The following is a 17389-nucleotide window of genomic DNA, read 5'->3' as shown; positions in this document are numbered from 1 at the left end:
TTCTATCTCCTTTCCACATTTTTACCAGTGGATCTCAGTCGCATAAAAAAACCTTCATGCCATCGCCCTCCGCTACGGCATGTTCCGTAGTACGGCAAGGACGAAAGCATGAAGGTTCTCATGTTTCCGCGGTTCCACCTTGCTTCCTTTCCGACTCTTATTCGCCGGAGAAGACGCTTCATGTACCTATATCGCCAGGTATGCGGCATAACCTACTGGGTTGCCCGTTCGATATGCGGCTCAAAAGGGGTTTTCAAAGGGCGCCTGCCAGATTCCTCTCAACCAAGGGAATCCTCTCTGTTGCCTCGCTTCCGTTTACTCGTCTTTCTCAACGCCTTATGCATAAGAATGCGCACATTACGTAATTTAGTCAAGCCCAAAGTCTTTTGGAAAGCAAACTTGCTATGCGCTCCACGACAAGCTGGTCTTCCTTGGAAAACCGGCCAACAGAAGGACTATCCAGGTCAATCACAGCAACAACCTGACCATCAGAGGCAAAGATAGGAACAACCAATTCACTGCGCGAAGCCCCATCGCAGGCAATATGCCCCTCAAAGCAATGCACATCAGCTACCAGTTGACTTTGTCCAGTACTAGCGGCTTTGCCACACACTCCCCGCTTGAAGTCTATATCGGTACAAGCAACTTTCCCCTGGAACGGACCCAGGACCAAATGGTCGCTATCCTTTTCGCGGATATAGAAACCTGTCCAATTGGTATTTGGAAAATAGTCTTTTAGCAGTGCCGAAACATTGCTAAGATGGCAGTACCTTCTCTCGATACTGCCCTCCCAGCTCCCAGTCAGGGAAGAGACCTGAGAAAGAAGCAATGCACCATCTTGCATCATCATTTCCCTTTTCATTTCTTTTCCATCATTTTCAGTGGGTCACGCATGGATTTGACCGGAGTCGCTGCATTGTTTCCCCCGCGAAGTCTCAAGGCAACCGAAGGTTTGACAATAGTTCCCGGACCGTTGATACACCCGCCTTCACAACACATCACCTCAATCAGATCCACCTCTGGCGGACGTTTTTCCCAGACTTTCATCATGCGGAACATCCGTTTATCGACCCCATTAATAGGCATGGTCTGCACATCAAGGCCCTCTTTGAGGCGACTGACAACACAGCTGGCTACCCCTGTAGTCAGGGCAAACCCCCTGCAGTCTTCAAAGGATGCTGTATCGCCAAGGTCTGCAGATTCCATCTCCCGGACATCTACCCCTTTGGCCATGAACAGGGAAGCAAGCTCACTGAATGTGATAACCCCATCCACATCAGTTGACATAGCCCCTTCAACCTTCTTGGCAAGGCAAGGACCAATAAAAATAGTCTTTGTCTCAGGAAAATCCCGTTTACATATTTCGGCTGAATACCCCATCGGCGTCCTGGCGCTAGAACGTTTCCCTGCAAGGAAAGGCAACTGCTTGTCAACCATCTCCATGTAGGCAGGACAACAACTGGTAGTCATATACCCTTCACCGTTTTCTTTTTTCCGTGTCAATTCCTCGGCTTCATGGTTGCTCGTAACCTCGGCACCCTGGGAAACTTCAATAACCCGCGTAAACCCGGATACAAGCAAAGCCTGCTTGATCTGGCCCAAGGTCCCGGGAAATTGACCTTCAATGGAGGGTGCAATCATGGCAGTCACATCCACACCGGCCTTAATCATCTTGACCACAGGAATAAGACCCGAGCGTTCGACTATTGCACCGAAGGGGCAACTCATAGCACAGCGTCCGCAACTGATGCAATGTGCATAGTCAATCTCCACATACCCTGCCTCGTTTTTCTTTATCGCATTGACGGGGCAAGCCTCCTCACAGGGAACGGGAATATGGACTACGGCATGGAAGGGACACACCTCTTTGCATTTACCACAACGAATACAGCGGTCTTCCTGGATATGGGCCTGTCCATTGATGAACGTAATACAGTCTTTCGGACAGTTGGCAAGGCACGGCCGCGCAAAACAGCCCCTGCAGGCATCGCTGATAAGATATCTATCAGGAGGGCAGGAGGAACATGCCGTGCTTATTGTCGTTAAAATAGGCAACGGAGGCGTATCCTTGGCGAGAACCTCTTTCACATATTCACTCAAGGGCTTCATTTCATCATCGTACTGTTCGATATTTATACCCAAAAGTGCCATGATCCGGTACCGGATCATAGCCCTTTCTTTATAGATGCAGCAACGATTCGGAATACGTTCCTTCGGAATGATGACAAAAGGAATTTTATCAGCATCCCTTTCCAATGTATCATCGAAGAATTGCTTGAGAACTTCTGTTTGTATCCTGCGCTTAATCAATGTGTACTGATTATTCAGTTCAAGCATTAACCGCCTCCGCTAATAATTTGCAGAACCGCTCCTGGGAAACATCGCCATAGACTTTGTCATTGATCTTGACGAATGGGGGTTTTGCATTCTGGGGGGAGTCTGTAGCAACCTGCTTACACATATTGAGGCAGGAAACCCCCTCAATATCACAGTTTGCAAGAACAACCGGATCCAAAAAGTCATTATAGAGCAGCAAATCGGCGCCGCCCTGCACAAAACAGGCCGTACCCACACAAATTCTCACCATCACTTTCTCTTTCTTGCCCATACAAAACTCCTCTCTACATTTCCCCTACAAGTATTCTTGCGAGGTTTCTTTTAAATAATTATCTTCGAGGGCTTTCCGCAGCCTACCGATAATGGTCCGCCTGATCCCGATTTCCACAGGAATGTTGGGGTCCTGGTGAGCCTCGTTGATTTTAGTTCCTACAATGAAATGCACTTGGTCACTATCCTGCAAAATCTCAACAAATTTCTTTACGGCATCGCAGGGGAGCTTATTCGTCGGAGTCTTTGCCTCCAAAACATTTGCTACCTTGCTAAGGGTAAGCATCCCCTCTGTTACCAAGTCGACACCCTCCATGGTGGAGGAAGGGGGGACATCCGGTGACCAACAATGCATGTCAACTTTAAGCTTTTTGTCAAACAGCCGGGAAACGATCAAGGCAGTAGTGCCGCCACTAACAATTTTCTTGCCTTCGAATTGCTTTAGTTTTTCACCAAGCAAGGCATCCTTGTCTTTGGTAAACGGAGGTCCAGTCACTACGACTGTTCTCCTCGGAGCCCTGACATACACAGCCACACAAGTAATATCATCCTTGGAAGATAATCCATCCAAGGTATTTGCTTTCTGGACGATGGCAAGAGAAAGATCATGGGACGAAATCCCCGGATTCTTCTCTATTACCTGTGCAGCATATTTCTTCACTCCATCCAGTCGCCACCCCAAAGGCAATGCCTTGCCCAGACCCGCCTGGGTCACCCCATCGCTGAACATAATGAGACGGTCGCCGACCTCAAGTTTAAAATGGGAACAGATCAGCTCTTCTTTCTTGAAGGCTCCCTCACGCATCAGGTCAATCTTCTCACGGTTCCAGGAAAGACACTCACTCCCCTTGAAATGCAGGGAAAGCGGGTTGTCATATTCAACAAGGTTCACTCGAATATCGTCAAGGGAAAGGTGACGGATATCGGCAATGGTAAAGGTCGAGTAGCTTATCTTCCTTTCCTTGCAGACCGGAAGAGTATTCATGATAATCTTCGCAGAGTGTGTAAGATCCATTGGACTGAAGCTCAATTTATGTGCCATATGTGCTGTCAGGCTGGCCAATACATTGGCTTTTACGCCACTTCCCAACCCATCACTGAGCGTACAGACAATCTGATCGCTCTCAGGATTACGGGACAAGAGAAATACGTCTCCTCCAATTTGCTGACCATGCTTGTACATCTGTGCATAGTCTACATCGATGAAAATATCATTCATGAAAAATCCTGTTGGTCATCGCGGGTAAATCCATCAATCTCCCCGTTACCCGGTACTTTGAATGCATCAATGAGGCTATTGAGCATTATTTCCGTATCGGCGGCGTTCTCTCCCAGCAGAGAGGCAATCTGCTGGACCGTCTCCAGACTCTTCTGGATAACATCCTCAGCCTTTTTGACGACAGTCTCCCTTCGGACCGTAGGCGTGGTGATATCTTCAAATAAAGCCCCTACCAACCTCTGTTTCTCAACGGAGAAAAAGGTAACCCGAAGAAATTTGTCCTTGTAATGTAATCGGTATTGCTCGGTTTTCGCATTCGAAAACTGTTCTTGGAACTTATCAATGAAAGGGACAAACCGCTCAAGGGGCAACCCACTGATAAGGTCCAGGATTTCTTTTTCAACAGGATAATCTACATCCCCGAAAAGATTGAGAAAACCGCTGTTGCAGTCTACGATACGAAGCTGGTCATCGGCTATTACGACACCAATGGGTATAGTCCTTAGAAGAACATCAATTTTGCTCTGGGCTTCTTTACGCATTTTGGTTACACACATTTCGGGTTCCGCCATGCCGTCAAGATAGGCAATCGCCATTTCCCGGCAACTATTATAGCCACACCCACCACAATCGAGTTCGTCACTCCTATCTGTTTTCCCCAAGGCTTTGAGAGCCTTCTGGATTTCGTCTTCCTTGTGTTTTGCTGAAAACACTCCTGGCAGAGCGGATATACCGACTTCGGGTTCCCTGATAATCCTATACCCTTCCTTGAGTAGTCTCTCCACAAAAGAAGGAGGAGCCTGGAAGGTCTCTATTGGTTTTTCTATACGCCTTCTTGTAAATCTGCTTGCATACCCTTTCTTAAATGCCGAAGATTTGCCGGGGATACTCCCAGGACCGTTGATACAACCCCCCTCACAAAAAAGCAGCTCCAAAAAATCTGCATTCTGGCCAGAGCCCAGTGGCTGTAATTCCCTCAAGGTTCCAAGAACCTGTTCAGAACCACTGATAGCCACTGCCTTGGTTTGAAAAGGATCGCTACCCCATTTCATGGAAGCAATCATTCCACCCTCAACCGGGTAGAGTGTCGACTTGCCTGCAGAACAGGGCACAAACGGCGGAATTTCCACTTGGTGGGCATCCAACTCATTCTCTATGGTATCGAGATCAAGGTTCTCCCTCTCAAGCCAAGTCCTCAATTCCCCGAAAGTAAGGGCAAAATCGGGGTATCCTGGGGTATCGTCAGCTTCCACTTTCTTTGCAATACAGGGGCCGATAAACACAATACCGATATCCTCCCCATAAAGAGACCTTAGGTAGGCGCTATGGCACTGCAAGGGGGAAGGCATTTTGCTTAGATTGGGAACCAGTTGTGGATAATATTTTTTCACTAACTGCACGACAGTGGGGCAGGCTGTAGAAATCCAAGGGCATTCCCCACCATGTTCCTCTGCATATCTTTCGATACCGGCACTGACAAGGGTAGCCCCTATGGCAGTTTCACTGATTCCAGTGAACCCCAATCGCTTCAGGGCAACGAGCAAAGCGTCTACCGACTGGGGAAACTCGGAGGACACCGATGGGGCAAGGCTGCAGTATACCTTTCTCCCGCTTTTCAAAAAGAGTTGTACCCGTGCAATATCATTTCTGATTTTCTTTGCATGGGAAGGACAGGTATCGACACAATGGCCACAATAAATACACCGGTCTTTTACTACGACAGCCGACCCATCCTTTACCTGAATGGCTTTTACAGGACAAGAGCGAACACATTTATAGCAATCCCGGCATTCTGTCAGTTCAGTGTAAATCGGATGAATCATTGTGGCCTCCGCCCTTAGGAGTTATCTTTTCGATTGAGGGCATCGATGAGCAAGTCTACAACACATTCACTGCGGACACCAGAAAAAGAGATATCATCTATTTTCATGTTAGGACCACTTGAACAGGCTCCAAGGCAAAGATGCCCGATCAATTCTACGCGGTCTTCCAGATGATTCTCGGAAATATAACTTTCCAGATTAGCAAGCGCCTGCGAATTTCCCCGGGCAAAACAAGAACTACCCATGCACAATTCAACCTTTACCTTTTCCATTACAAACCCCATTTTTTATAAAAAGATGTTAACAATTTCCCGCTAAAGAGTCAACAATCAATCTTTTTTTAAAATTAATTATACTTTTTACATGATTATATGAATCTTAACCCTGTTTTTTATAGTTTTAATATTACTGATTACACATTATTTTACATCTGCACAGAATACCACTATTACCGCTTCCCATCATCTACCATTCATCAACTTCGCCAGACAGCTCATCATTTGCTATCTTTCGTTTGACTTTCGCAGACAAGACAGCAAAACTCGTAGCAAGATCTGTCCTCTGGACAACAACATTCTCCGGGAGCTTCAAATCCTTCGGGGCAAAGTTCCAAATCGCTACAATACCACATTCTACCAGAAGCTCTGCAATGCCCTGTGCCTGGATTGCCGGAACCGCCACAACCCCGATATTCACATGGTTTTCCTTGATATAGCCCTTCAGACTTTCGAGGGGGAACACCGGGACCTCCCCAAGTTTTGTCCCACACTTATCCTTGTCGATATCAAATGCAGCAACAATTTTCAATCCATAGCTCTCGAAACCTTCATATCTTGCTAAAGCTGAACCAAGATGGCCGGCACCGATGAGCACTGCATCGGTTGCATTATCCCAACCCAGGGTATGCACGATAGCTTCGATAAGATAGGAGATGATGAACCCTACTTTAGGTTTCCCTTCAATCCCCGTGCAAGAAATATCTTTTCTCACCTGTATTGGCTTCAATCCAAGTTCCTCGGCTAAGGTAGTTGCAGAGACCATTTCCTTACCTTCTTCCAGGTATTGCCTGAGCAACCTCAGATATGAAGGAAATCTTTTGATTGTAGGTATCGGAATACCCCGTTTTAAATCTTCCATAGTTTATTTTTCCTCCATTAATTTCATTCTTACGGTTTCGATGGTCGACGGAGGTGTAGAAGCCCCGGCGGTAAGTCCCAAAGGCGAGTATGAGCGCATTTCCTCCGTTACCTCTTGCTCTGTTTCAATATGCCACACTTTCTTGCCTTGTTGCTTGATCAATTGATACAACGCAGTAGTGTTTGCACTATTTTTCCCACCAATTACTATAATAGCATCACACTGTGAACATAACCGCAAGGCTGCGTTGCGCCTATTACGGGAACTAGGACATACATTATTGGCGAAAACAAACGACCTTCCCTCTTTTTCCATCATATGCAAAGCAACCCGTATTTCATCCCAAACGGTTCTTTCAAACGTGGTCTGGACAAATACCGCAAATTTTTTGCCTTTGGGAAGCTGTAAAACCTGACTGCTTTCACTAATCAGTATAGTAGGGCACACCTTGCCATCCCTTTCAACGCCCTGGAGCGCAATTGTTTCCGGGTGACCTTCTTTCCCTATGACAATGATTGAATACTCCGCACAATATTCGGCAAGGAGGGACAAGTTTCTCTTAACGACAGGACAAGTTGCATCGATTACAGTAAACCCGGCCTCAAGGAAAACCCGATGGAGCCGGTCAGGAACCCCATGGGCCCTGAGAACCACATACCCCGGATCATGACCTTCTGGAGATTCGATAGCTATGAGACCTTCACGGGAGAATGAATCGCAAACCTGGGTATTGTGAATTACATTCCCAACTGAATAGACAGGTTTTCCGCTCTCCCTTGCCGTCTTGATTGCTTGTTCAACCAAATCGATTGCCCGGGAGACCCCTCCACAATAGCCCATGGTATCGGAAAGGATAAGTTCCATTGTGCCTCCAATGCAAAACGCCGCCGCAAGGAATCCCTACGGCGGCGCAATTAGCAAAATACAGGGGATCAGACCTTTTTAGGCGCCTTTTCAACCGCATTATCTTTTTTCTGCGCCTTACTGATCCAGTACAGGAAGGAAGGTGCAAGGAAGTTAGATGAATAGGTACCGAAAATAATTCCGAAGCCCATATTGATAGCGAACATCTTGATGTCACCAGAAGCGAAAATCGCCAGAGGCATAATTGCAATCAAGGTTGTAATACCACTCATCATCGTTCTTGTCATTGACTGCGTTACGCTCTTATCAATCTGGGAGGCAAGTGTTGCCCCTTTATTCAGGCTGATGTTTTCACGGACACGGTCAAAAATGACTATGGTGTTGTTCAACGAATAACCGATGATTGTCAAAAGTGCCGCAATGGTGGTACCTGAGAACTCAAACCGGAAAATAGCTATAACACCCAGCATCATCAAAATGTCGTGCATAAGGGCAATCAACGAAGAAACGGCGAAAGCAAAACGGAATCGAATCCAGACATACACCAGAATCAAACCCATCGCAACGATAATTGCGAGAATGGAGCTTGAAACCAAAGTAGCACTGAATTTTGCACCGATGTAATCACTCTGGAGGATAACAGCACTTCCCTTACCGAAATAGGAATCAAGGGCAGCCTTGACTGCACTCTCCATGGAGGACTGTGTGTCACCGTCTTTGATCCCGAGCCTGACCTGGAAAGTCTGGTTCTCGCTAGCCCCAACGGTCTGGACCTTAACGTTCCCGAGGGAAGAGAGGGCCTCACGGATAGTCTCTATGGTTTTGTCACCGGTTGCCTGGAAGTTCAAGAGAGTCGGCTCTGCGGTAAGGGTTGCAGGGAACCCATAACCTGAAAGCAGATTTTCAGTCTTCAAGGAACCATCCACAACCGTTGTCGATATCTTGGCTACGCTGGACAGGCCCTTTGCAAGGTCTGCAGCAGTTGGATAGCCAACCGAATCAAGAACAGTAGTGGAAACACCATCAGCACCACGGACTTCCAGCAAAAGGGAAGAACCTGAAATGGAGAGGGTTGCATCATCGCCACCGGAATAGGAGACAGTCAAACCAGTAGGAGCAAATTGAATCCGCTGGCTTAAGCCGCTCTCAAAATCTACGCCGAGGTTAAACCCGCCGTTGACAATAAGGGCAACAATGCCAGAAATCAAAAGGATTACTGCCAAAGCGCTGGTATACCAGCGGAATTTGATAACAGGAATATCTTTCTTGAGCATTTAGTTTTTCCTCCAGCTGATATGCAACTTTTTCCCTTCACGGTCTGTAACTGCTGCATCAAAAATCAAGTGAGATACAAACAAGGCAGTGAACAAGGAGCTTATGATACCGATTGCCAAGGTGTTTGCAAAACCCTTGACCGTACTGCTTCCAAGCTGGGAAAGAACCAGTGCTGCAATGATCGTTGTGATATTTGCATCCATAATGGTCCAGAACGCCTTGTCAAAACCTGCTTTAACGGAGGCCTGAGCGGTCTTCTTCAGACGACGTTCTTCTTTCATTCTTTCAAAGATAATAACGTTTGTATCGACTGCCATACCCAAAGTCAGGATAAGACCGGCAACACTGGTGAGCGTCAAGGTAAAATTGAAAGCAGAAAGGATAGCCATCATGATGAACAGGTTGAATATCAAAGCAAGGTCGGCAACCAATCCACTTATACTGTAGAAGGCAAACATCAGGATTACAACAAGCACCAATCCAATGGCAATGGCTTTCAAACCAACTGCAACGGCATCTTCACCTAGGGTAGCGCCGACAGCCTGCTGGCTGGAAACAATCAACTCGATAGGCAGGGCTGCAGTACGAAGCACGATGGCAAGGTCACTGGCTTCAGCTGAGGTAAATCCAGAAATCTGAACCGAACTACGGATTCCTTCGTTGATATTTGCCATTGCCTTGACTTTTCCATCCATTACGACAGCCAAAGTCTCATTGACATGGGTTGAAGTAAGTTTATAGAAAACATCTCCGCCAACATCATCAAGCTGGAAATTTACAACAGGTTTACCGGTAATTCCATCAGTACTTGTCGTGGCACTCTGCAAATGGCTACCGTCAAGACCAACTTCCTCATTGACTACTACAAAGCTTTTCAGCTCGTCAATCCCATAGTTATCACTCACGTAATAACCGGTTGCAATCTTTCCTGCAGGGAGGAAATCTGGCTGTTTCAGCACACCTGCATCGGTATAAACCTCTGAAGGATTTGCCTTATAGTACTCAGTCAACTGGCTTGTAAGGTCAGGATCAACCATTTTGAAAACCAAGGACCCTTTTCCCCTAAGGAACGAGTTCACTCGTTCAGGGTCTGCAGCTCCTGGAATCTCAACCAAAATCTGATCGGTACCCTGTAAACGAATAACCGGTTCACTTACGCCAAACTGGTCAATTCTTTTTTCCAGGATTTCGATATCCTGATTAACAGCAGCAGTAACTTCACCGGCGGAAACAGAAGAACCCTTCTTTTCCTCGTAGGAAGCCTTGTCAGCTTCAAGCAGTATGCTCATACCTCCACGGAGGTCCAAGCCAAGTTGAAGTGCTTTGTTACTTAGTTTTTTGTAGGCAAGCAGTTCCGTACGATAATGGTCTTCGCAGGAATCAAACAACCCCTGTTCATTGTAGAAACCACCAAAGAGAGCTTCTACTGTCCAAGTCTTGGGAACTGGCTGTTTCATTGCTTTATAGTTGGCCTTGGCCACGTCCTTCAGATACCCATACTCGTCAGGAAGGGCTGCTTGGGAATCCTTCGCCACCAATTCCTTAAGTGCACGAAGGTCCCGCGAAGCTTGTCCGCGTGAATATTCCTTGATCTGCACGTTCGAGCCTGTTGCCAATTCTTTGGTAGCCTTAGGTACAGCGGTGTACCACTTGAATGTAGGATACAAAAAGTACCCACACATCAGAACAACCAAAAGAACAATCACCAGACGACTCCGTTTTTTCATGATACTCTCCAGAATGTCTCTATAGTTTTATATTATTTGTCAGTCTCAGGGGCTGTCTCAATAACGGTCGCATCGGTGGCAGCATCCTTCTCAGGAGCACTCACTTTCTCTACTTTCTCGTCGGCCTTGGACTCTTTCTTCCCCTTTTTCTTGGAAGCAGAAGCAGGTTCAGCCTTTCGGTCAACGATGTTGCTGATTGCACTCTTGGAGAATTCCATACGGGTATTGTCATCAACCTTCACAACGACGGTAGTTTCCTTAACAGCCATAACCGTGCCATGAATTCCACCAATGGATACCACTTTGTCTCCCTTCTTGATAGATGAAAGCATGTCCTTGGTTTCTTTGTCCCGTTTCTTTTGTGGCCTGATAATTAAGAAATAAAAGATAACGATGATAAGGCCAAACGTAACGAACGTCGTCATCATCGAACCGGTGGAGCCAGATGCAGCCCCTGAACTTTCTGGAGTCGCCAAAGCACTAAGTAATGACAGCATGGTTGAATCCTCGCTTTTAGATAGAAATCGGATGCCTGAAAGAGATGGAATACGCTATTCGCATCCAATTTTCCAAGTACCGATAAAAGTAGCACGTTCAAGCTATGGTAGTCAAGTTTTACCATTAGCAGTATTCAGACTAGGGATAAACATGAATAAGGCCGCAAAGAATCGCTTCTTCGCGGCCTCTCCCAGAGGTTTTTCCCCTTACATCATTCCGCCCATTCCCTCTCCGCCAGCTGGCATAGCAGGACCTGCCGGTGCTGGGATATCAGTGATGGCACATTCGGTGGTAAGAATCAATGCAGCAATCGAAGCTGCATTCTGCAATGCACTGCGAGTTACCTTCACAGGATCGATGATGCCGCTTTCGGACATATTGACCCATCTCATGTTCTCGGCATCGTATCCGATTCCGGCTTTCTCGTTCTTGCACTTGTCTGCAATGATAGAACCGTCAAGACCTGCATTCTCTGCAATCTGGCGAATCGGTTCCTCGAGTGCACGCCTTACGATCTTGTAGCCGACCCGTTCTTCCTCGGTAAGCTTGGAGAGATCAGCATTCTCAAGAACCCTTGCAGCCTGGACAAGAGCTACGCCACCGCCGGGGATTACACCCTCTTCGATAGCTGCACGAGTAGCACTTAGGGCATCTTCAACCCTGTGTTTCTTCTCTTTGAGCTCTACCTCGGTAGCTGCACCGACGTTCAATACGGCAACGCCACCTGCAAGCTTAGCCAAACGTTCCTGAAGCTTCTCGCGATCATAATCACTGGTAGTGTCACCAATCTGGGCTTTGATCATGGCAATCCGGTCTTTGATATCAGCCTGTTTGCCACTTCCATTGATAATGGTGGTGTTTTCTTTCTCTACCTTGATATTCTTTGCGCGCCCGAGCTGGGAAATATCTGCATTCTCAAGTTTAAGGCCAAGTTCTTCGCTGATAACCTGTCCACCGGTCAATACTGCGATATCCTCGAGCATTGCCTTGCGGCGATCGCCGAATCCAGGAGCCTTGACGGCTACGACATTCAGGATTCCGCGGACACTGTTGACAACCAGAGTGGCAAGGGCCTCTCCATCGACATCTTCTGCGATGATCAACAGGGGTTTACTGGTCTGTGCAACTTTTTCCAGCACAGGAAGAAGTTCTTTCATGTTGGAAATTTTCTTGTCATAAATAAGGATAAACGGGTCTTCCATGACAGAGGTCATGGTATCGTGGTTGTTACAGAAATAGGAGGACAGATAGCCACGGTCAAACTGCATACCTTCCACGAAGTCGGTGGTAGTTTCGATAGTCTTGGACTCTTCTACGGTAATGACACCGTCGAGGCCGACTTTCTCCATCGCATTGGCAATTTCATCACCGATGGTCCGGTCATTGTTGGCACTGATGCTAGCAACCTGGGAAATTTCTTCCTTGTCCTTGATCATCTTTGCCTGTTTCTTGATTTCAGTAATCGTATCGGCAACAGCCTTGTCGATACCGCGGCGGATACCCATCGGGTTGACTCCGGCAGCGACACTCTTCATTCCTTCCTTGGTAATTGACCAGGCAAGAACGGTAGCGGTGGTTGTTCCATCACCGGCCACATCATTTGTCTTGGTTGCTACCTCTTTAAGCAGCTGGGCACCCATGTTTTCAAACGGGTCTTCCAACTCGATCTCACGGGCGACAGATACTCCGTCCTTTGTGACAGTAGGAGCGCCAAATTTCTTGTCAAGGACAACCAACCGGCCTTTTGGGCCAAGCGTAACCATCACTGCACGGGAAATTTTCTCGACACCAGTCACCAATGACTTGCGTGCTTCTTCATTGAACTGCAATTGTTTTGCCATACATATATCCTCTCTTAAGAATATTTAGTTCGTAATAAACGAATGGGAAAGCGTAGCGTCACGCCCACCGACATGTAACATACAAATAAAAACGCTGAGAAGCAAGTGAAAAAACCAATTATCCTATTACTAGTGCAAGAGCTCCACTAAGAATCGCCCCGAAAATATTACTTATTAGATTGACCATATCGTTGTCTACCCAATGAATCCCCCTTGCCAAGGGAAGTTGCTTCCCATGCAAATACCGATGCTCAGTAAGCAGATCCGACTTTTCGTCGAAATAATGGGCCTGTACCGTTGCACCCAGGATACTATCAAACAGACAACCTGCAAACCCTCCAAGGGTAATGACAGAGGCATAGGCAATATTTTTTCCGGAAAGGGGAAGGAAATTTCCGAGCCAACAAAGGGCGACCAGGAAAGAACCAAGCAGACCGGCTACGCTTCCCAAGGTACTTACGGCCCCTGAAAGCCCCGGAGCCATGGGCTTACCCGTGATAATCGATACGGGCTTTGATTTGGAAAGGATCCCGACTTCTCCGGCAAACGTATCGCTTGCAGCCTCTGCAATTGCTGTACCGAACATTACCAATGTGATCATAGAAGGAGAGAGGGCATACAGCAAAGCACACAAAAGGGCCATTCCTCCATTCGCAAACACTTGCATGGAATCACGACACCCACCCTTTTTCTGTATCTTGGAAGTTTCCTTGGCCTTTCGGCCCCTCCCAATGACACCAAGGACTCCTGCGGCAATAAAGAAAAGCATGAGCGAGAACAATGCCCCGAACCCCAGGACCCAAGTAGTCCCAAATCCAACCAAGAGGGAGGACAAGGCCCCACCGATGGTAAGTTGCTTGGTCAGATATGAAACAAGGGCTATACAAACCATAACCAAGGCAAGAATCCAGAAAGCACCCCCAAGCGAAAAAAACCAACCGTTGAGAAAGCTTGCAAAAGAACCTGACGGGGGAACTAGGTTTGCAAAGGAGTTCATACGAAAACCCCCGCGATGAAAGCACAGATCAGGGGGACTGACAGATTGTCTATCCCCAACGGGGTAATAGCCTCGATCAAGGAAGCGACAGCACCTATTAACAGAGAAACCCCGACAGCCGTTGCCAAAGGAAGGGAGGAAAGCGTAAGAATCAGCACGAGGCTGATAGTCAAACTTATCAGGAACATTGCAAGAGTCCCTACATAGGTTTTACCGCCCGAAGGAATCGGCAATTTCTTTTTACCCCATTTTTTTCCAATCAGTGCAGCAAACCCATCACCATACCCCATCACCAAAACACCGATTAGGCAGGCAAGGCTTGAAAGAAATCCGTTGTACTGTAAAAGGACAAGAAGAAGGAGAGTTACAGGGAAATAAATCAACCCGTAATTACGCTTCCGGTCATCGAAACCGATAGCCTTACCCCAATCAAGAAACGTGAAGAGACTATTGGTAATGATAAAAACAATCGGTCCTACCAAGGCAAACTTGAGCTGGGTAAAATAGAACATTTCCACAAACCACCAGTTTGAAACCCCAACATGAACTATCTTCCGAACCGTTTCGCTCGAAACCTTGGCAAATTTCCCCAGTGCAATAGCAAAAACAATTATCGAACCAAGGAAAATAAACGACACGACCAAACCTGCAATATTGTTATCCATGGGGGTATCATGCAAAGAAGGTGAAATAAATGCAAGGGGAACAGACCACGAATAACAAATCCTTATTTAAACGAACCCCTATCTCAATTGACATGCAATACTGCTCATGCTAACGTTAATCTGCTTTCGATTTTGAGTTGCAGCTAGTCCGTTATCCTACCCTATGGCCGTGTGCGTTACTGAATCGCTCCCGCAGACAGGTAAAAGTTCAAGACTGCGCCAAATGAAGCAATAATTGTATATACAGGGAACAAACCTGTGAAGGATGCTTTTTTATGGCCAAGAAAATTTACGTTGGTAACATGAGTTACAACACTTCCGAGGAAGAACTTCGGGACCTGTTTTCTCAGTATGGTACCGTGCTCAGTGCCAGTATCATCATCGACCGTGAAACCCGTCGCCCCAAGGGGTTCGGATTTGTAGAGATGGAAGAAGATTCTGCAGCCGATGCCGCAATTTCCCAGCTCGATGGCAAGGATCTGGGTGGACGCAACCTTCGTGTCAACGAGGCAATTGCAAAGCCACGTCCGGCACGCAATAACTACCGCGATTAATTTCGCATTTTTTCACTTGGATATATTATGATTCAGTAATGGGGCGGAGCCAGCGATGGCTCCGTTTATTTGTGCTAAACAGGGAGAGAACCCTTTTCCAAGTCCCTCACGAACGAAAACCGCTTTTGGATCACCCCGTCGCGATCGACCATAGATACAAACATTTCGTACGGCCTGACCCAGAGAGACTGGCTTCCCTCCGGACGGTACAATACCATCGTAGAAAGCGTCTCACTATCTATAACCGTATCAAAAACCTCATAGAGACCGCCCTTGAAATGACGGTATACCCCTTTTTCAATCTTCTTTCGATCAACTTCCTGCTTTACCATGCACCGCCACCTCCGCCTCCGAACCCGCCTCCACTGAAGCCGCTCGACCCAAATGACGAGCGGACCGGACTGGAAGCCCCTCCTTTTGCCTGGGCATACATCGTATGTTCCATGACGTTTGAGTGGAGTCTATGGGCAAGGGCACTATAAAACAATGCATCATACATGGGATTCGTACCACGATACCAATTGGGAGGCTCTAGGGTAAGGCTCTTGAATTTCTTGGCCCACTTGTCTTCGAGTCCAAGGACAATCGCATACCCCAGTACATGGTAAAAAAGCTGGGGATCATCATCGATCATCATCTTGAGCTTATCAATTTCCACCTTATCAATAAACTCCCGGTATCCAACAGTCTGTTCAAGGAGACTATTGGCATAGTCGCTTCGCTTTGAAATTACGATTGCAAGAAAAGAAAGGCACAAAGGAAATACCGTAGAGGGAATTGCCATCAGGATAGCATAGAGGGAACTGTTTCCAATCAGGTAAACCTGCAGGAAAACCATTACGGCATAGGTAACCAGAGCAAAGAGCCCAAAGGAAAACACTTTGAAAATCTGCTGGCCTCTTCTGAGGATTTCCCATTTGCGCATCATGTTCCAAGTAATGAAACCGCTTGCCAGGGCAATGAACCCACCAAAGGCCATCAAAGTAAGGGTTCCCTCTGCAAGATACATAACCGTAGACGCGATGGAATTCCCTACTACTACCAAAGCTGCAAAAAGTACAACGATAATACGCTTGGATTCAGATTTGCTGTTTTTTAGATTCCTCTCTCCCTTGAAGTAGGAATGGACACCACTTTTAGCGCGTTGCATTGCAGAGGCAAACTTATTGGTTTCCAGTTCCTTAAGCGTTACGCTAGACCCATCACCGCAGTCGAACAAGGCATCAAACAAGAGCAGCTCATGTTTTTTTTCAGTGGCAGGTTCCTTCACTTTGGTGAAAGTCATCTTCTTCTTGGTTTCCTCTTCAATAGTCAGGCACCCTTGGTCAGCCCAATAGAAAATCAATGAAGTCAAATCCTTGTTGTCGACGCTTCCGTCTGCAAGATACCCTACTTCAAGAGGAGAAAGCCCCTCAGGCGGATCAAAACGAACTACAGGGACAAACAAATCCTCTTTACCATATTTTTTAAAAATAAGCAGGGCAAGGATGCAGAGGGCAAGACCGAAGATTACCGCTAGGAGGGAAGCAGGCACGGTATAGTCCCGATAGGTTCTCATCCCGGTAAAATACCCCTGTTGCATCTGTACGCGTATGGTCAAGGCTTCTCCCGGGGAAAGATTATGGGCTGTTCCCGTAATGGTCTTTCGGTCAGCGGAAATGGAATAGTCTCCTACTTGCTGCGTTGAACCATAGGCACCACCGGTCAACCATACCATTGAGGGATCAATTGGCTTGGGAAAATGGAGGGTATAGGAAAATGAGGCAATCGGACATTGCCAACCTGTCCCTACAAGGTTGAAATACATTTCATCATAGTCACTGTATCCATCATCCCCGATATCATAGTCATAGGAAATTGCATAGCTCTTCAACCCCACAACCGTCTTGTCAGCGGAACCCAGCCGAAAGGTCACATAGTCGGCAGACACAGAATCCTGCTGTATCGGATCAGAACTTTTGAGATTGGTGAGCTCAACCCTTTTTTTACCAAACCGAATAGGAATCTCGCGGAATATCCCATGGCGGGGAATCGAAAAATTGACCTGAAAATCCTCGCGTATGGAATATACGTTACTCGGCGAGAGGGCGATATCCATGTTGTAAGTTTCTATGTAGTAGTCGGATGCCCAGACAAATGAACAGACAAACAATACAAGAAAGGAAATCAACCATTTTTTCAT

The 17389-nt window shown here is 46.9% G+C and carries 17 protein-coding genes; 1 reads left to right on the top strand and 16 read right to left on the bottom strand.

Features of this window, described 5'->3' with window-relative positions:
* Positions 1 to 370 precede the first annotated feature (370 nt).
* The 14 genes from SPIGRAPES_RS10430 to SPIGRAPES_RS10365 form a co-directional block, all read right to left on the bottom strand.
* Entirely contained in the window at positions 371 to 862 is a 492-nt protein-coding gene (locus SPIGRAPES_RS10430) for a GAF domain-containing protein (RefSeq protein ID WP_014270721.1), read from the bottom strand.
* On the bottom strand, positions 859 to 2337 hold the full coding sequence (locus tag SPIGRAPES_RS10425; RefSeq protein ID WP_014270720.1) for a monomeric [FeFe] hydrogenase: 1479 nt from the start codon (positions 2335 to 2337) through the stop codon (positions 859 to 861). Before SPIGRAPES_RS10425 ends, SPIGRAPES_RS10430 begins: the two co-directional genes overlap by 4 nt.
* A complete protein-coding gene (locus SPIGRAPES_RS10420) occupies positions 2330 to 2608 on the bottom strand; it encodes a thioredoxin domain-containing protein (RefSeq protein ID WP_014270719.1) in 279 nt (92 codons plus the stop codon). Before SPIGRAPES_RS10420 ends, SPIGRAPES_RS10425 begins: the two co-directional genes overlap by 8 nt.
* A 24-nt stretch (positions 2609 to 2632) precedes the next feature.
* Complete coding sequence (locus SPIGRAPES_RS10415) at positions 2633 to 3826, bottom strand: SpoIIE family protein phosphatase (protein WP_014270718.1); 1194 nt, start codon at positions 3824 to 3826, stop codon at positions 2633 to 2635.
* Positions 3823 to 5649, bottom strand: coding sequence for a [Fe-Fe] hydrogenase large subunit C-terminal domain-containing protein (locus SPIGRAPES_RS10410; RefSeq protein ID WP_014270717.1), 1827 nt, complete (start codon positions 5647 to 5649; stop codon positions 3823 to 3825). Before SPIGRAPES_RS10410 ends, SPIGRAPES_RS10415 begins: the two co-directional genes overlap by 4 nt.
* Positions 5650 to 5663: 14 nt before the next feature.
* Complete coding sequence (locus tag SPIGRAPES_RS10405; RefSeq protein ID WP_041384616.1) at positions 5664 to 5921, bottom strand: (2Fe-2S) ferredoxin domain-containing protein; 258 nt, start codon at positions 5919 to 5921, stop codon at positions 5664 to 5666.
* Between the two features lie 193 nt (positions 5922 to 6114).
* Positions 6115 to 6786, bottom strand: coding sequence for a redox-sensing transcriptional repressor Rex (locus SPIGRAPES_RS10400; protein ID WP_014270715.1), 672 nt, complete (start codon positions 6784 to 6786; stop codon positions 6115 to 6117).
* 3 nt (positions 6787 to 6789) lie between these two features.
* Positions 6790 to 7650 carry a 4-hydroxy-3-methylbut-2-enyl diphosphate reductase gene (gene ispH / locus SPIGRAPES_RS10395; protein ID WP_014270714.1) on the bottom strand — a complete coding sequence of 287 codons (861 nt, stop codon included), beginning with the start codon at positions 7648 to 7650 and terminating at the stop codon, positions 6790 to 6792.
* Positions 7651 to 7718: 68 nt separating this feature from the next.
* Positions 7719 to 8924 (bottom strand): protein translocase subunit SecF, encoded by a 1206-nt coding sequence (gene secF / locus SPIGRAPES_RS10390; protein ID WP_014270713.1) that lies wholly within the window; start codon positions 8922 to 8924, stop codon positions 7719 to 7721.
* A complete protein-coding gene (gene secD / locus SPIGRAPES_RS10385; protein ID WP_014270712.1) occupies positions 8925 to 10652 on the bottom strand; it encodes a protein translocase subunit SecD in 1728 nt (575 codons plus the stop codon). It lies immediately after the preceding gene.
* Between the two features lie 32 nt (positions 10653 to 10684).
* A complete protein-coding gene (yajC, locus tag SPIGRAPES_RS10380; protein WP_014270711.1) occupies positions 10685 to 11149 on the bottom strand; it encodes a preprotein translocase subunit YajC in 465 nt (154 codons plus the stop codon).
* Positions 11150 to 11356: 207 nt separating this feature from the next.
* Positions 11357 to 12991 carry a chaperonin GroEL gene (gene groL, locus SPIGRAPES_RS10375; protein WP_014270710.1) on the bottom strand — a complete coding sequence of 545 codons (1635 nt, stop codon included), beginning with the start codon at positions 12989 to 12991 and terminating at the stop codon, positions 11357 to 11359.
* A 118-nt stretch (positions 12992 to 13109) separates the two neighbouring features.
* Positions 13110 to 13988 carry a DUF92 domain-containing protein gene (locus SPIGRAPES_RS10370; RefSeq protein ID WP_014270709.1) on the bottom strand — a complete coding sequence of 293 codons (879 nt, stop codon included), beginning with the start codon at positions 13986 to 13988 and terminating at the stop codon, positions 13110 to 13112.
* Positions 13985 to 14653, bottom strand: a complete 669-nt coding sequence (locus SPIGRAPES_RS10365) for a diacylglycerol/polyprenol kinase family protein (RefSeq protein ID WP_014270708.1) — start codon at positions 14651 to 14653, stop codon at positions 13985 to 13987. The genes SPIGRAPES_RS10370 and SPIGRAPES_RS10365 overlap by 4 nt, the downstream gene beginning before the upstream one ends.
* Before the next feature lie 275 nt (positions 14654 to 14928).
* On the opposite strand from SPIGRAPES_RS10365, the gene SPIGRAPES_RS10360 reads away from it, so the two are divergent.
* Positions 14929 to 15207: an RNA recognition motif domain-containing protein gene (locus SPIGRAPES_RS10360; RefSeq protein WP_014270707.1), complete on the top strand. Its 279-nt coding sequence runs from the start codon at positions 14929 to 14931 to the stop codon at positions 15205 to 15207.
* A gap of 74 nt (positions 15208 to 15281) precedes the next feature.
* On the opposite strand, the gene SPIGRAPES_RS10355 is transcribed toward SPIGRAPES_RS10360, so the two are convergent.
* Entirely contained in the window at positions 15282 to 15539 is a 258-nt protein-coding gene (locus SPIGRAPES_RS10355; RefSeq protein WP_014270706.1) for a DUF1653 domain-containing protein, read from the bottom strand.
* Positions 15533 to 17389, bottom strand: coding sequence for a DUF2207 domain-containing protein (locus SPIGRAPES_RS10350; protein WP_014270705.1), 1857 nt, complete (start codon positions 17387 to 17389; stop codon positions 15533 to 15535). The genes SPIGRAPES_RS10355 and SPIGRAPES_RS10350 overlap by 7 nt, the downstream gene beginning before the upstream one ends.

The sequence above is a fragment of the Sphaerochaeta pleomorpha str. Grapes genome (assembly GCF_000236685.1).
GTDB lineage: Bacteria > Spirochaetota > Spirochaetia > Sphaerochaetales > Sphaerochaetaceae > Sphaerochaeta > Sphaerochaeta pleomorpha.
The sequence above is the reverse complement of the archived record's forward strand: the minus strand, read 5'-3'. Positions and strand labels throughout refer to the sequence as shown.

Coding starts and splice junctions, on each gene's coding strand:
- SPIGRAPES_RS10430 (WP_014270721.1), bottom strand. CDS start 862: ATGAAAAGGGAAATGATGATGCAAGATGGTGCATTGCTTCTTTCTCAG.
- SPIGRAPES_RS10425 (WP_014270720.1), bottom strand. CDS start 2,337: ATGCTTGAACTGAATAATCAGTACACATTGATTAAGCGCAGGATACAA.
- SPIGRAPES_RS10420 (WP_014270719.1), bottom strand. CDS start 2,608: ATGGGCAAGAAAGAGAAAGTGATGGTGAGAATTTGTGTGGGTACGGCC.
- SPIGRAPES_RS10415 (WP_014270718.1), bottom strand. CDS start 3,826: ATGAATGATATTTTCATCGATGTAGACTATGCACAGATGTACAAGCAT.
- SPIGRAPES_RS10410 (WP_014270717.1), bottom strand. CDS start 5,649: ATGATTCATCCGATTTACACTGAACTGACAGAATGCCGGGATTGCTAT.
- SPIGRAPES_RS10405 (WP_041384616.1), bottom strand. CDS start 5,921: ATGGAAAAGGTAAAGGTTGAATTGTGCATGGGTAGTTCTTGTTTTGCC.
- SPIGRAPES_RS10400 (WP_014270715.1), bottom strand. CDS start 6,786: ATGGAAGATTTAAAACGGGGTATTCCGATACCTACAATCAAAAGATTT.
- ispH (WP_014270714.1), bottom strand. CDS start 7,650: ATGGAACTTATCCTTTCCGATACCATGGGCTATTGTGGAGGGGTCTCC.
- secF (WP_014270713.1), bottom strand. CDS start 8,924: ATGCTCAAGAAAGATATTCCTGTTATCAAATTCCGCTGGTATACCAGC.
- secD (WP_014270712.1), bottom strand. CDS start 10,652: ATGAAAAAACGGAGTCGTCTGGTGATTGTTCTTTTGGTTGTTCTGATG.
- yajC (WP_014270711.1), bottom strand. CDS start 11,149: ATGCTGTCATTACTTAGTGCTTTGGCGACTCCAGAAAGTTCAGGGGCT.
- groL (WP_014270710.1), bottom strand. CDS start 12,991: ATGGCAAAACAATTGCAGTTCAATGAAGAAGCACGCAAGTCATTGGTG.
- SPIGRAPES_RS10370 (WP_014270709.1), bottom strand. CDS start 13,988: ATGAACTCCTTTGCAAACCTAGTTCCCCCGTCAGGTTCTTTTGCAAGC.
- SPIGRAPES_RS10365 (WP_014270708.1), bottom strand. CDS start 14,653: ATGGATAACAATATTGCAGGTTTGGTCGTGTCGTTTATTTTCCTTGGT.
- SPIGRAPES_RS10360 (WP_014270707.1), top strand. CDS start 14,929: ATGGCCAAGAAAATTTACGTTGGTAACATGAGTTACAACACTTCCGAG.
- SPIGRAPES_RS10355 (WP_014270706.1), bottom strand. CDS start 15,539: ATGGTAAAGCAGGAAGTTGATCGAAAGAAGATTGAAAAAGGGGTATAC.
- SPIGRAPES_RS10350 (WP_014270705.1), bottom strand. CDS start 17,389: ATGAAAAAATGGTTGATTTCCTTTCTTGTATTGTTTGTCTGTTCATTT.